General features: G+C 58.1%; 12 protein-coding genes. 4 read left to right on the top strand and 8 right to left on the bottom strand.

The genetic code is table 11. The features are described 5' to 3' along the window. Positions 1-7 precede the first annotated feature (7 nt). Positions 8-586, top strand: coding sequence for a CsiV family protein (locus tag ACMXYH_RS22000; RefSeq protein WP_129442920.1), 579 nt, complete (start codon positions 8-10; stop codon positions 584-586). Positions 587-596: 10 nt separating this feature from the next. Next, complete coding sequence (locus ACMXYH_RS22005; RefSeq protein ID WP_415764934.1) at positions 597-3,290, top strand: DEAD/DEAH box helicase; 2,694 nt, start codon at positions 597-599, stop codon at positions 3,288-3,290. 139 nt (positions 3,291-3,429) lie between these two features. On the opposite strand, the gene ACMXYH_RS22010 is transcribed toward ACMXYH_RS22005, so the two are convergent. The 4 genes from ACMXYH_RS22010 to ACMXYH_RS22025 all read right to left on the bottom strand — a co-directional run bounded on the left by ACMXYH_RS22010 (position 3,430) and on the right by ACMXYH_RS22025 (position 9,408). Beyond that, positions 3,430-6,735 (bottom strand): SNF2-related protein, encoded by a 3,306-nt coding sequence (locus tag ACMXYH_RS22010; RefSeq protein WP_415764935.1) that lies wholly within the window; start codon positions 6,733-6,735, stop codon positions 3,430-3,432. Between the two features lie 46 nt (positions 6,736-6,781). Beyond that, positions 6,782-7,519 carry an S-methyl-5'-thioinosine phosphorylase gene (locus ACMXYH_RS22015; RefSeq protein WP_129442914.1) on the bottom strand — a complete coding sequence of 246 codons (738 nt, stop codon included), beginning with the start codon at positions 7,517-7,519 and terminating at the stop codon, positions 6,782-6,784. A 12-nt stretch (positions 7,520-7,531) separates the two neighbouring features. Then, complete coding sequence (gene nagZ, locus ACMXYH_RS22020; protein WP_415767738.1) at positions 7,532-8,530, bottom strand: beta-N-acetylhexosaminidase; 999 nt, start codon at positions 8,528-8,530, stop codon at positions 7,532-7,534. Between the two features lie 170 nt (positions 8,531-8,700). Then, positions 8,701-9,408: a TetR/AcrR family transcriptional regulator gene (locus ACMXYH_RS22025; protein ID WP_129442910.1), complete on the bottom strand. Its 708-nt coding sequence runs from the start codon at positions 9,406-9,408 to the stop codon at positions 8,701-8,703. Positions 9,409-9,637: 229 nt separating this feature from the next. Here ACMXYH_RS22025 and lexA point away from each other — a divergent pair, with 229 nt between their 5' ends. Next, positions 9,638-10,246 (top strand): transcriptional repressor LexA, encoded by a 609-nt coding sequence (lexA, locus tag ACMXYH_RS22030; protein ID WP_007933171.1) that lies wholly within the window; start codon positions 9,638-9,640, stop codon positions 10,244-10,246. Between the two features lie 10 nt (positions 10,247-10,256). Then, a complete protein-coding gene (gene sulA / locus ACMXYH_RS22035; protein WP_046055276.1) occupies positions 10,257-10,730 on the top strand; it encodes an SOS-induced cell division inhibitor SulA in 474 nt (157 codons plus the stop codon). Positions 10,731-10,824: 94 nt separating this feature from the next. Here sulA and ACMXYH_RS22040 read toward each other — a convergent pair whose 3' ends face one another. From ACMXYH_RS22040 to ACMXYH_RS22055, 4 genes are all read right to left on the bottom strand, one after another. After that, positions 10,825-11,058, bottom strand: a complete 234-nt coding sequence (locus ACMXYH_RS22040) for a hypothetical protein (protein ID WP_046048057.1) — start codon at positions 11,056-11,058, stop codon at positions 10,825-10,827. Positions 11,059-11,212: 154 nt separating this feature from the next. After that, entirely contained in the window at positions 11,213-11,737 is a 525-nt protein-coding gene (locus ACMXYH_RS22045) for a DUF6586 family protein (protein ID WP_046047843.1), read from the bottom strand. Positions 11,738-11,878: 141 nt separating this feature from the next. Further along, positions 11,879-14,512, bottom strand: coding sequence for a type I DNA topoisomerase (topA, locus tag ACMXYH_RS22050; RefSeq protein ID WP_415764936.1), 2,634 nt, complete (start codon positions 14,510-14,512; stop codon positions 11,879-11,881). A 114-nt stretch (positions 14,513-14,626) separates the two neighbouring features. Beyond that, a complete protein-coding gene (locus ACMXYH_RS22055) occupies positions 14,627-14,863 on the bottom strand; it encodes a DUF1653 domain-containing protein (protein ID WP_046047845.1) in 237 nt (78 codons plus the stop codon). Positions 14,864-14,918: the final 55 nt, after the last annotated feature.

Genomic DNA, 14,918 nt, shown 5'->3' on the forward strand with positions numbered 1-14,918 from the left:
ACGCCGCATGCGCCTGTTTCGCTTACTGACCTTGTTGACAATGTTAATAACAGCACTGGTCACCCCTACGGCATTTGCCGATGACTTGTATCAGATTGAAATGATTCTGGTCCGCCAAAACGCCGTGCCCGCTATCGTCAGCCGCGCCGCGCCGGAAGACTGGGCTGCTGGAGCTCAGCCAATCAACCCCGACAGCCTGCGCACACCGAGCCTCAATGCTGAAGTGGAAAAACTCACCGCCAGCAATGAATACACGGTGTTGCTGCACAAGGCGTGGCAACAGAACCTTGGCGAAGAGGACAGCAAAGTTGCGATCAGCGAGGGCAAAGAACAGTTCGGCCAGTTCCCGATCGAGGGCACGCTGAGCATGAAACTGGGACGATTCACCGACGTGGATGCAGACTTCTGGGTCAACCAGATCGACGCCAACGGCATGGTCACCGCCAGCGAACGTATGAAGCAGGAAAGCCATACCAAGAACGGCCAGCTGAACTTCCTCGACAACGGCCACTTGGGCATGTTGATCAAGATCACCTCGCTGACTGCCCCTGCGCCTCGGCCAGTCCCCGATGAAATTCCGGACTGATTGAGTCCTTATGTCAGCGACCCTGAGCAAACCCCTGGCACCTTCCTGGGTCAGCCGATTCAAGGAACAGAGCCTGGAGCGTGGCCGTCGCTACGCTTTGGAGAACCGCGTCAGGATCGTCGAGGCCGGCGACGCCACGATCATTGCCGCCTGCGAGGGCTCTGGCGGTAACGTTTACCGTCAGACCATTCACCTGCGCGAGTCAGCCAAAGCCACGTTGCTGATGATTGACGCCACCTGCACCTGCCCGGTCCACAGCAACTGCAAGCATTGCGCGGCGGTGCTGCTGAAAGTGCAGGAAACCCTGGCTTACCCCGCCGCCGCGCAAGACGCCGAGCTACTCGAGAAACTTCAAGCCGTACTGGAAAACCGTAGCCCGAAGGCGCCGCCGCAAGTGCTGGTGGATAACGTGCAACCGGTGCCGCGCTTGTGGCTGGCGAGCATCGAGTTCAGCGCCTTCGAACCGCGCAACGGCAAGATGCAGCGTTATATTCAGCATCGCGCGGCGTTGTCTTTCAGCTATCTGGATGAATACGTTTCCGGGCAGAAGAATGCTGACATCCTGATACGTCAGGAGACGCAAACGTTACGGATAAAACGCCACCCGGAAGTCGAACAGACCTACAGGGAGCAACTACGAATCCTCGGTTTCAAGGTCGCCACCCGGCAAAGCAAAGCCTTGCCGGAAAGTGCCGGCGAACTTTTCGAGATGGTCAACGACAGCGCCTGGCTGACCTTCACCCTCAATGAACTGCCGAAGCTGCGCACCCAGGGTTGGGAGTTGCAGATCGACGAAGACTTCGGTTTCGACCTGACTGTCGTGGACGATTGGTACGCCACCGTAGAACAGGCACCGGAGCGCGACTGGTTCGATCTGGAACTGGGAATCATCGTCAACGGAGAACGGCTGAGTCTGCTGCCGATCCTGCTGAACCTGATGCGCTCTCACACCGAGATCCTCAACCCGGAACGCCTTGCACGACGTCGCGACGACGAGTTGATCCTGGTGAACATTCCCAATCGCCCGAACTCCGAATACGGCCCGTTGCAAGTCGCCCTGCCCTTCGGCCGATTGAAACCGGTACTGGCGACCCTCGGCGAGTTCTACCTGCAAGGGCCCGGCGAAACGACGCTGCGCCTGAGCAAAGCCGATGCCACGCGACTGAATCCGCTGGAAGACTTGCCGTTGCTCTGGGAGGGCGGCGAGAAAATTCGCACCTTTGCCCAGCGACTGCGGGACATCAAGGACTTCACCACGACCGCACCGGAAGGCTTGAACGCGACCTTGCGCCCCTATCAGCTGGAAGGCTTGAGCTGGATGCAGTCGCTGCGGCAACTGGAAGTCGGCGGGATTCTCGCGGACGACATGGGTCTGGGCAAAACCCTACAGACCCTGGCGCACATTCTCAGTGAGAAGAACGCCGGACGCCTCGATCGGCCGTGCATGGTGGTGATGCCCACCAGCCTGATCCCCAACTGGCTGGATGAAGCAGCGCACTTCACGCCGCAACTCAACGTGCTGGCGCTGTACGGTGCCAGTCGCAAAAAGCATTTCGACACGCTGGCCGATTACGACCTGATCCTGACCACCTATGCGCTGCTGCCCAAGGACGTCGAACGTCTCGCCGCGCAGCCTTTGCACGTGCTGGTTCTGGACGAGGCGCAGTACATCAAGAACCCCAACAGCAAGGCCGCCCACGCCGCCCGCGAGTTGAATGCCCGTCAGCGTCTGTGCCTGAGCGGCACGCCGCTGGAAAACCATCTGGGTGAACTGTGGTCGCTGTTTCACTTCCTGCTGCCCGGCTGGCTGGGTGATGTAAAAAGCTTCAACCGCGATTACCGCGTGCCGATCGAAAAGCGCGCCAGCGAAGTGCGACTTCAGCACCTCAACGGCCGGATAAAACCGTTCCTGCTGCGTCGAACCAAGGAACAAGTGGCGACCGAGTTGCCGCCGAAAACGGAAATCATCCATTGGGTCGAGCTGAACGAAGCCCAGCGCGACGTGTACGAAGCCATGCGTCTGGCGATGGACAAGAAAGTCCGCGACGAGATCACTCGCAAGGGCGTGGCGCGCAGCCAGATCATCATTCTTGAGGCGCTGCTGAAGCTGCGTCAGGTCTGCTGCGATTTGCGTCTGGTCAACGATGCCACCCTGCCCACTCGCGGCAGCACGTCGGGCAAGCTCGACAGCCTGATGGAAATGCTTGAGGAATTGTTCGATGAAGGTCGGCGGATCCTGCTGTTCTCGCAGTTCACTTCAATGCTGTCGTTGATTGAAGACGAGCTGAAAAAACGCGGAGTCGATTATGCGCTGCTGACCGGGCAGACCCGCGACCGGCGCGCCCCGGTCAAAGACTTCCAGAGCGGCAAGCGTCAGATTTTTCTGATCAGCCTGAAGGCGGGTGGCGTCGGCTTGAACCTGACCGAAGCCGACACGGTGATTCACTATGATCCGTGGTGGAATCCGGCGACGGAAAATCAGGCGACGGACCGGGCGTATCGCATTGGTCAGGAGAAACCGGTGTTCGTCTACAAGATGATTGCCAGGGGCACGGTAGAAGAGAAGATTCAGCATCTGCAGAAGGAAAAATCCGACTTGGCGGCTGGCGTGCTGGATGGGCGCAAGACCGGGGACTGGAAGTTGCAGAGTGACGATATTGAAGCGTTGTTTGCGCCGTTGCCGGATAAACTTGAAAAACGCTGAGATCGGCGGCGCCAGAAAGATTGCTATCGCGGGCAAGTCGGACCGCCGCACCGCCGCTCCCACAGAGTTAACATCAATCCTGTGGGAGCGTGGCTTGCCCGCGATGGCGTCAGCTCGGACTCACTGCAGTCACGCTTTATCAGGACCTGGGATCAGGCAACGGCGCAAACAGCGCTTCAATGTCACTCTGATCAAGCTTCCATCCCCCGGTTGTTCCGCCTTCAAGTACCGCTCCGGCCAGCGCTGCCTTCTCCTGTTGCAGTGCCTGTATTTTCTCCTCCACCGCGCCCCGGGCAATCATCTTGTAAACGAATACCGGTTTGTCCTGACCGATCCTGTAAGCACGATCGGTGGCCTGATTTTCAACAGCAGGGTTCCACCACGGATCGAAGTGAATCACCGTGTCGGCCGCTGTCAGATTAAGCCCCGTGCCACCCGCCTTCAGACTGATCAGGAACAACGGCACCTTGCCGCTCTGGAAGTCTTTGACTGGCGTGCGCCGATCAGTTGTATCGCCAGTCAATAACGCATAGCCAACACCACGATGCAGCAATTCTTCCTCAATCAATGCAAGCATCGAAGTGAACTGCGAAAACAGCAAAATCTTGCGCCCTTCACCGAGTAACTCCTCCAGCATCTCCATCAAGCCAATCAACTTGCCGCTGCCCGCACGAAGTGCTTTCGCCGTCAGAGACATTTTGACCAGCCTCAGATCGCAGCACACCTGACGCAACTTGAGCAAGGCGTCGAGGATGATGATCTGGCTACGCGCAACGCCGCTACGGGCAATTTCGTCACGCACCTTCTTGTCCATCGCTACGCGCACGGTTTCATAAACATCTCGCTGCCCATCGCTGAGTTCGATCCAATGCACGATCTCGGTTTTTGGCGGCAACTCGGTGGCGACCTGTTCTTTCTTGCGGCGTAGCAGAAAGGGCTTTATCCGGGCGGTCAGGTGCTGCATCCGCTCGCTGTTGCCGTGTTTCTCGATCGGGGTGCGGTAGTCGCGATTGAAGGTTTTACTGTCGCCAAGCCAGCCGGGCAACAGGAAGTGAAACAGTGACCATAGCTCGCCGAGGTGATTTTCCAACGGCGTACCGGACAGGCACAAACGCTGCCGGGCCTCCAAATCACGGGCAGCCTGAGCGGCCTTGCTGAGCGGATTTTTGATGTTCTGTGCTTCATCGAGAATCAGCACACTCCAGACCTGTGGCTGCAAAACCTCAAGATCACGCGGCAACAACGCATACGTGGTCAACACCAGATCGTATTCGGCAAGGTTGATGAAGTCCTTTTGCCGAGTGGCGCCATGAAGCGCCAAGACTTTCAGCTGCGGGGTGAAGCGTGCCGCTTCGTCGAGCCAATTGGGAATGAGGCTGGTCGGCATCACCGCGAGTGCCGGAAGATCGAGTCGACCTGCCTGCTTTTCCACTAGCAAATGAGCCAGGGCTTGCAAGGTCTTGCCCAGGCCCATGTCGTCGCCAAGGATACCGCCGACCTCAAGCTCACGAAGGGTTTGCATCCAGTTCAGACCTTCATGCTGATAAGGCCGCAGTGTGGCGTTGAGGCCTTGCGGAACAGCAACGTTCTTATGAGTCGATTCACGCAAGCGTTTCGCGAAACTGCGCAAGCGCTCGCCGCCCTGCCAGACCAGCGGCAGCCCCTCCAACTCACTCAATCGCGCTGCATCAGGGGCGCTCAAGCGTAACGAGGCACTGCTGCTCACACCCAAATACAACTCGCCGAGCGTTGCCATTAATGGCTTGATCCGCCCCAAAGACAGCGCAACTTTTATGCCTGGCTTGGCACCCAACTGCCCACTGCCGAGATCGATCAGCACGTGATCGTCATCATCACGCAAGGCCAGTTCTGCCGGCCTCAACAGTTGCGGTTGCCTGCGCAACAATTGCAGCAGGATGGGCAGCAAACTGTGGCGCTCGCCATTGACCACGATACCCAACTGCAAATCGAACCACTCGCGTCCCGGAGATTCCTCGACATCGGCATACCATTCATCTATAGGCTGCAAATTGAAATGAAAGCCCTCGTTGATACGGATCTGCCAATTTGCCTCTCTGAGCGCTGGGACCCCGGATTGCACAAAAGCCAGCCAAGCCGAGTCGTCCGGCAAATCGAACATTTCGCCTGCACTATCAGGTAATGCATCACTTTTACGAGTAGCCTTTTTGAAGCCTTGTTTTTGTAAGGCCTGGCGCAAGGCTTTTTCAATCACGGGTTTACGTTGAATGCGCTGGGTTTCGGTGCCGGACAGTATCAGTACTTCTGAAGATTTTTTATCCGCCGCCATGTGGCCGTTGTACGTAAACGCCAACGCAGCGCGGTGCTCAGGTTCGTACTTCCAGTTCCTGTAACGGTTGGTGCTTGCAAGTGTCAGGAAGGCTTGGGGTTCGACGTCATCGACGACCCGCTCGGTCAATGCATGCGGTGGAGGCACAACTCGAGTCACAGCGCCCATCCGATGGCTGAACTGCATCGCCTGGCGTGCGGGAATGTCAGGGGCCAATGACAAATGGCAGGCCAGCTTTTCGTCTAGCTCGCTTAGCAGCGGCCCAACCTCCATCCGTTCGCGGTCTAGGTAGTACAAAGGTTCCAGCGCCAGAATCGTTTCTTCTGGCGCTTCGTCACTACGCCATTGAGGACGGAAGCTGCCGCTGGCTTGCTCGGTCCAGGCAAACTGCGCAGACCTGCTCTTTCCAGGTACCAGCGGCTGCAATTGTTCGAAGTCGAGATACAGGCGTGAAGTTTTCAATGCCAATTGAAGAACTTCGGCACCACTGCTGCCTTGCAGGGGATAACCGCTGTAAAACGAATGATGGGAGTGGACGGCGACCAGCAATCTTGCGATTCGCAGATCAAGCTCCGACAGATAGCCAGGCTCTCGCATCAGTGCGTCTGACGGCGAGAACACAGATTTGATGTCCTGCAAGCGGCCATCCTTGAGCTGACGAGCCTTGCAAATCTCCAGCAACCACTTGCCTGTAGTGGACGTTGCTTTGAGTTTGTATACCCAGCACGTGCCGGTGCTCTGCGCAGTCCCATTGCGATCCGGAGCGTCGCGAGGAATATCATTGAGCCAACGCTCCAAGTCACGATTCAGTTGGACGGAGGCAGTGCTTTTGAACGAGTCCACGGGGAGTTCTTGCAGGTTGTAAAGCACGGTTGCGCAGTGTTTGCAATTGATCACCACTGGACACGAACAGGAGCAAACCAGTTCAAACTCACCATTAGGGTCCTCAATGAGTTCAATGGATTGTTCGTAGATATTCCCTTGGGAACCTTTGCAAATTGCGAGAACGAGAGCGTCCTCGATTTCGCGGATTTGTACCCGGCTTTCTACAGCGTATCTGCGAGCCTTATCCAGAGCGCGATGACTGAACTCCTCCGCCCACGGCAGCTCATGAAGTTGCTCAATAATTGCTGGCATAAAATCAACGCTTCTGAAAGTGACTGTAGTTTGCAGGTATCAAGACTCAGCCTTTGAGCACCCGGGCCAACGTCGACTTCACCTTGCCCATTCCGTCATGCAGCGCTTGCTCGATCTCGGCCATGGTGATCACCGCCGTCGACTTGCCCGCCGCCGGGTTTACTACCAGCGCCAGACAGGCGTAATCCAATTCCAGCTCACGAGCCAGTGCCGCCTCCGGCATCCCGGTCATGCCGACGATGTCGCATCCGTCGCGCTCCAGTCTCGCGATTTCAGCGACAGTTTCCAGCCGTGGCCCCTGAGTGCAGGCGTATACGCCATAACTGCTATAGCCGGCACCTTCGGCCGCCAGCGCCGCGATCAATTGCTGACGCAGTGGCTCGCTGTAGGGATAGCTGAAGTCGATGTGTGTGACCTGTTCCAGATCATCGGCGAAATAGGTGTGTTCGCGACCACTGGTGTAGTCGATCATCTGATGCGGCACGCAGAAATGTCCGGCCCCCATCGCGGAATGAATCCCACCCACGGCGTTGACCGCGAGAATCGCTTCGGCGCCAGCCTGTTTCAGCGCCCAGAGGTTGGCGCGGTAGTTCACCTGATGCGGCGGAAAACGGTGAGGATGACCGTGGCGCGCAAGAAACAGCACTTCCTTGCCGGCGTACTCGCCAATCTGCACTTCAGCCGAAGGCGCGCCGTACGGCGTGTCCACCGCCAGTGACTGACGAATGCTCAGGCCTTCGAGTTGAGTCAGGCCGGTGCCGCCGATAATCGCGTAAACCGTCATAACGAAAAGTCCTCAATCAATCAGTTGAGCTTCTTTGAGCGCGCCGACGGCTATCAGCCAGCGCGGGTCTTGACGGTATTCAGTGCTGGCGTACGACTGGCCGCGCATCCGCGCGATGCGCTCGGACGGTTTGACCTTCAGACGCTGGGCGGCGCTCAGAGCCAATTCAGCGGCCGCGCGATCGTTGCACACCAGGCCCATATCGCAACCGGCCGTCAGCGCCGCTTCGATACGGCTGGCAGCATCGCCGACCACGTGGGCGCCGGCCATGGACAGGTCATCGCTGAAGATCACACCGTCGAATTGCAGCTCGCCACGCAGGATGTCCTGCAACCAGCGGCGGGAGAAGCCGGCGGGTTGGGAATCGACTTGCGGATAGATAACGTGGGCCGGCATGACCGCAGCCAGTTGCTTGCTCAGTCGGGTGAACGGCACCAGGTCATTGACGCGGATTTCGTCAAGGCTGCGCTCATCAACAGGGATCGCAACGTGGGAATCGGCCTCGGCCCAGCCGTGACCGGGAAAGTGCTTGCCGGTGGCGGCCATGCCGGCGCTGTTCATGCCGCGAATGAAGGCACCCGCCAGCAACGCTGCACGCTCGGGATCACCTTCAAATGAACGAGTGCCGACTACGGCGCTGCGCTGGAAGTCGAGGTCCAGCACCGGAGCGAAACTCAGATCGAGGCCGACAGCCAGCACTTCAGTCGCCATGAGCCAGCCGCACTGCTCGGCGAGGTACTCGGCATTCGGGTTGTCAGCGATGGCGCGCATGGCTGGCAGGCGTACGAAGCCCTGACGCAAACGCTGAACCCGGCCTCCCTCCTGGTCGACTGCCAGCAGCAGATCGGGGCGAATAGCGCGGATTGCGGCGCTCAACTCGCGCACCTGGCGCGGGTGTTCGATGTTGCGGGCGAAAATGATCAGGCCGCCCACTTCGGGTTGGCGCAACAATTGGCGATCTTCAGCCGTCAGCCAGGTACCGGCGACGTCCACCATCAACGAGCCTTGCAGGCCAGCAGTCATAGAGATTCCTTGATAACGATAAACCCGGCTCGCACAAAATCGCCGCCATGGGCTATGCCCGGCAGGTCGGCGATACAAATGGGGAGCGGGTTCAGAACGAGAGTCGGCATGGGCGGCTAGCTTAGCGGATGTCAGCTGCCGCGCCCACCCGTGCGCGGTTAAACCTTGGCGGCAACCGGGGTTGATTTGCTGCGTGGACGCAACTGTGCGGTGGCCATGGCCGAATCGGTCACGCCGGTTTCGGCGCGCATACCCGCTGCCAGGAACGGCACCATCAGACGCATGACTTGCTCAATGGAGGTGTTCACACCGAAGTCGGTCTCGGCAATTGCGCGCAGGGCTTTGATACCGGACATGCTGAACGCGGCGGCGCCGAGCATGAAGTGCACACGCCAGAACAGCTCAATCGGCGGAATCCGCGGTGCAGCTTCGTTGACCAACATCATGTAGCGGCGGAATACCTTGCCGTACATGTCTTCCAGATAACGCCGCAAGTGCCCTTGGCTCTGACTGAAAGCCAGACCCAGCAAGCGCATGAAAATCGACAGATCGTTACCGCTGCGTGGTTGCACCACCAGGGCTTGCTCGACGAGGATTTCCAGCAGCTCTTCAAGCGTCGGCCTGTTCTCTGGCTTGGCCTGACGCCGCTCCAGCTCTTTATCAAGGCTTAAGCAGAACGGCCCGAGAAAGCGCGAGAAAACTGCCTGGATCAGCGCCTTCTTCGAACCGAAGTGATAGTTCACTGCCGCCAGATTGACACCGGCCTTACTGGTGATCAGACGCAATGAGGTTTCAGCGAAACCTTTTTCCGCGAACAATTGCTCGGCAGCATCAAGAATGCGTTCAACGGTTTCCGACTGGGCCATGGCTACTCCGCCTGACAAACACTTGTTTGAAACATACGTTTCAGCCTGTGCCTTGTCAAGCCTGGCAGTTCGTTTTGAGAATGGTCGGTCAGCTATTTAACCATACAACTCGCAAGCGTGAGTCAGCAGGCTTATCGACCGTCTGGCGGTCAGCAAAAAAAGGAGCATTGCCAAGACCGTTCCACTGTATATAATCCCAGTCACTGTATAAAAAGACAGAGCGATCAATATGCTAAAGCTGACGCCACGCCAAGCAGAGATTCTGGCCTTCATCAAACGCTGCCTCGAAGACAACGGCTACCCGCCCACCCGCGCGGAAATCGCTCAGGAACTGGGTTTCAAGTCGCCCAATGCGGCGGAAGAACACCTCAAGGCGCTGGCCCGCAAGGGCGCGATCGAGATGACGCCCGGTGCTTCCCGTGGTATTCGCATCCCCGGCTTCGAAGCCAAGGCCGACGAGTCCACCCTGCCGATCATAGGCCGAGTGGCTGCCGGTGCTCCGATCCTCGCCCAGCAGCACATCGAAGAGTCCTGCAACATCAACCCGTCGTTCTTCCATCCTCGCGCCGACTATCTACTTCGGGTTCATGGCATGAGCATGAAGGATGTGGGCATTTTCGACGGTGACCTGCTGGCAGTGCACACCACCCGCGAAGCCCGCAACGGCCAGATCGTAGTAGCGCGGATCGGCGACGAAGTGACCGTCAAGCGTTTCAAGCGCGATGGTAGCAAGGTCTGGTTGATTGCCGAAAACCCTGAATTCGCCCCTATCGAAGTGAACCTGAAAGATCAGGAACTGGTGATCGAAGGCTTGAGTGTCGGCGTCATTCGCCGCTAAAGGAGGCTTTATGCAGTTCCCACACACATCACAGCAAGCCCAACTGCCGTTGTTCGAGGCTTTCATGGTGCAGCCATTGGCGCCGATCCTGAAAGACGTGGTCGAGTCACCCTGGAGCGCCGAGCCCGAAGTCTTCAGTGAGCTGTCGCTGCGTGGTGCAGCCGGGAACTGCCTGAACCTTCTTGCGCCGATTCTCAGGGAGCTGAGTCAGGACCAGGACGCGCGCTGGCTGACGCTGATCGCTCCGCCCGCCAGCCTGACCCAGACCTGGTTGCGGGACGCCGGCCTTAACCGCGAACGCATCCTGCTGCTGCAACCGCGCGGCACTCAGAGCGCTCAGCAGTTGACCTGCGAGGCCTTGCGCCTGGGCCGCAGCCACACGGTGGTCAGCTGGCTCAACCCATTGAGCACAACTTCACGGCAACAGTTGATCAGCGCCGCCCGGATCGGGGACGCACAAAGCCTGAATATTCGATTGGGTTAACTGACAAACAATGCGCGCGTTGAACAGCGCGGGGCTTCTCCAAGGATAGAGAAGCCGACCTGTAGCGATATCAGCAAAAAACCGACGGGCGGGATCAATGAAGAACCCGAGACCCCTCGTCCGTATTGAAATCGCCTTCAACCAAGCGTCCGGCCATCTGAACGCCGACGCTCAACATCGCCTTGGCGACTTCCACGTGCTGGCCCTGCAGGAACGCTTTGGCATCCTCGGAGAAATCCAAAGTAACCAGAGAACCCTCGTCCTCAGCCCTGCGCAGCTCAATACGGCCGTCTGGTAACTCGACAATTTCTAGAAAGGACGTTGGCATAAAGGTCTGTTCTCCACGAAAGGCGGGGATTATATAGGCATCGGCCAGGCTTCGCTCGGGATCTTGACCAGATGCCACTACAAAGAGAAAGGTCCGACAGTTCTCATCCCTGAACGGACAACCCAGCGGGCCATCCATTATTCCGCTCAATCCTTCAGCATTCGTTCAGGCCTTCGCGAAACCGAATCGCCAGTCCCTTGAGGTTCTGACGCCAGCTCTCCAGCTCTTCCCGGCTCAGCTCTTGTGGAGCCTCTTCTTCATCCAGGTTAACGGCCAGGATCAGTGGTTGCGTCACGTCACCCTTAGGCTTGTGCGGCGCCCGTGGCGGCTGAAACAGTGCAGCATGGGCTGCCAGCAGTTTGGCCAGCCAGGTTTCCGAATTATTGGCCAACTCGACCATCTCGGCCATTTCCGGAATCGCGATGGCTTCAAGCACTTCGCGCGTCAGCAATAACTCGGCCCGAGGCGCATTGGCCTGAGGCAAGCGATAGAAACCGGCGATTTCATGGCACAGTCCCAGCAACGCACCGTACAGGTGAAACAGGGCTGACTCGCGTCCGGCCTGGATCAGCGCCAGGGAGTTCATCGCCCGCCCCTCTTCGGCTCTGGCGAGCGCTTCCAGCGACAGGCCGGCGAAGTAAATCTTCTGGTTGGTACGGGTATAGAGTTCGTGGGCCATGACGGCAGCCTCCACAACGAAATAATTGCTTCACGCAGGTCAGACAGTGTCGTGGATCAGCCGAGTTCACCGCAAGCACAAAACAAAAAGGCCGCATGAAAACCTGAGGGTTGTCATGCGGCCTTTTCAGTACAGCACCTGTTAAGCCTTGGCGGTCTTCGCCGGGCGCTTGTCTTCAACCGTCCACTTGCCGCCGTCGTAGTACGCCTTCCAGCCAGTCGGCTTACCGTCGACTTCAGTCTGTACGTACTGCTCTTTGGTTTTACGGCTGTAACGGATCACAGCAGGCAGGCCGTCCGGATCTTTCTTCGGCGCTTCGCAGAGGAAGTGGTACTTCGGATCGATCTCATCCTTGTGCGGCACAATTTCCATGACCAGCGGAGCACGCGTCTCGCGGTTTTTCGGGAATTGACTGGCCGCCAGGAACAGACCGGAAGCACCGTCGCGCAGGATGTAGGTGTCGTTGACCTTTTCGCATTTCAGCTCAGGCATCTTCACCGGATCCATCTTCGGTGGTGCTGCATCACCGCTTTTCAGCAGTTTGCGGGTGTTCTTGCACGTCGCATTGGTACAACCGAAGAACTTGCCGAAACGGCCGGTCTTGAGCTGCATCTCGCTGCCGCACTTGTCACATTCCAGGCTCGGACCTTCGTAGCCTTTGATGCGATAAGTGCCCTCTTCGATTTCGTAGCCAGAGCAATCCGGGTTGTTACCGCAGATGTGCAGCTTGCGCTTCTCATCCAGCAGGTAAGCGTCCATCGCCGTACTGCAGATTGGGCAGCGGTGCTTGCCACGCAGCACCAGCGATTCCGATTCACCCTCGTCGTCCGCCGCAATTTCGTCGCCCGGCACCAGGTTGACCGTGGCCTTGCAGCGCTCTTTCGGCGGCAGGCTGTAGCCCGAGCAACCGAGGAACACGCCAGTCGATGCTGTACGAATCTGCATCGGACGACCGCACAACACGCACGGAATGTCAGTCATCACCGGTTGGTTGGCGCGCATGCCGCCTTCGGCGCTTTCGGCTACTTCGAGTTTCTTCTTGAAATCGCCGTAGAACTCATCGAGCACGTTCTTCCAGTCGCGTTCGCCCTGAGCCACGTCATCGAGGTTCTCTTCCATGCCGGCGGTGAAGCCGTAGTCCATGAGATTGGAGAAGCTCTCGGCCAGACGTTCGGTAACGATGTCGCCCATCTTTTCCGAGTAGAAACGACGGTTGTGCAACGCTACGTAGCCACGATCCTGGATGGTCGAAATGATCGCCGCGTAGGTCGAAGGACGACCGATGCCGCGCTTTTCCATTTCTTTAACCAGACTCGCTTCCGAGTAACGCGCCGGCGGCTTGGTGAAGTGCTGGGTCGGATCAAGCTTGATCAGCTTCATCGCGTCGCCCTGAGCCATGTCCGGCAGCACGTCGTCATCACCAGGCTTGGCGATTTGCGGCATGACGCGGGTGTAACCGTCGAATTTCAGGATGCGGCCTTTGGCGCGCAACTCGAAGTCACCGGCACCGACGGTGACCGTGGTCGACAGGTATTGGGCCGGCAGCATCTGGCAAGCGAGGAACTGGCGCCAGATCAGCTCGTAAAGCCGCTCTGCATCGCGCTCCATGCCCGACAGCTTGCTTGGCTCGGTGTTGGCGTCGGACGGACGAATCGCTTCGTGAGCCTCTTGTGCGCCTTCCTTGCTGCTGTAGACATTCGGGGTTTCCGGCAGGTACTTCTTGCCGAATTCGCCTTCAATATAAATGCGCGCCATCGTCACGGCATCGGCCGAGAGGTTGGTGGAGTCGGTACGCATGTAAGTGATGTAGCCGGCTTCGTACAAACGCTGGGCCATCATCATGGTTTTCTTCACGCCGAAGCCCAGGCGGTTACTGGCGGCCTGTTGCAGAGTGGACGTGATGAACGGTGCCGACGGCTTGCTGCTGGTCGGTTTGTCTTCGCGCTTGACGATGCTGTAGCTGGAAGCCTTGAGCTTCTCCAGCGCGGCCATGGCCTGGGCTTCGTTAAGCGGCTTGAAGGCTTCACCTTTCTCGCGAGCGACGTCAAAGCGCACGGTTGCGCCCTTGGCGGTGCCGAGATCGGCGTGAACTTCCCAGTACTCTTCCGGGTTGAACGCGCGGATTTCACGCTCACGCTCGACGACCAGCTTCACGGCAACCGATTGCACGCGACCGGCGGACAGGCCACGAGCGACCTTGGCCCACAGGAGCGGCGAAACCATGTAACCCACCACGCGGTCGAGGAAACGACGCGCTTGTTGTGCGTTTACACGATCAATGTCCAGCTCGCCCGGCTTGGAGAAGGCTTCCTGAATCGCCTTCTTGGTGATTTCGTTGAACACCACGCGCTTGTAGCGGCTGTCATCACCACCGATGGCTTCGCGCAGGTGCCAGGCAATGGCTTCCCCCTCGCGATCCAAGTCGGTTGCGAGATAGATGGTGTCAGCATCTTTGGCGAGCCGGCGCAGCTCTTCGATGACCTTTTCCTTGCCCGGGAGGATCTCGTACTTGGCTTTCCAGCCATGATCGGGATCGACACCCATGCGCGAGACGAGCTGCTTGCGCGCTTTCTCTTTCGGCGTGAGCACCGGACCTTCACCCGCGGCGGCCTTGCCGCGCTTGGCGGCTGGCTCTTTGCTGGCGCTAGCCGAACCGCTGGTGGGCAGGTCTCGGATATGGCCGATACTCGACTTCACCACGTATTGGTTACCCAGATACTTGTTGATGGTCTTGGCCTTAGCCGGGGATTCCACAATGACCAGCGATTTGCCCATGGATCAGAAAATTCCTGAATTCTAGAAGTGAAAGGCGGTTGGCGCCTGACGCGGCACCGCTATATATAGTGGCTACAAGGTGAGGTCAAGCGCAGGGTCTTGCGCGCACTCAGCTTATGGCTTGGAAAAAAGGCTTGGTTCAGCTTGCACCAAAGCAAAGCGTGGCACCTGTTCGCCGTCAACCTCGACCGACTCCAGGAACATGCTCAAGGGACGTACCCAAAAGCCGTAATCGCCATACAGGGCTTGGTAGAAGACCACTTCTTCTTCGGTTTCCGAATGCCGCGCAATACTGAATACGCGGTACTGCGGACCTTTGTAATGTTGGTAGAGCCCAGGTTGTATCGGCATGGTTTGGCCCTCGCTCAAATCTTTTAAAAATAAAAACAAAAAATAAATTCAGAAA

The sequence above is a fragment of the Pseudomonas frigoris genome (assembly GCF_047758635.1).
GTDB classification, from domain to species: domain Bacteria; phylum Pseudomonadota; class Gammaproteobacteria; order Pseudomonadales; family Pseudomonadaceae; genus Aquipseudomonas; species Aquipseudomonas frigoris.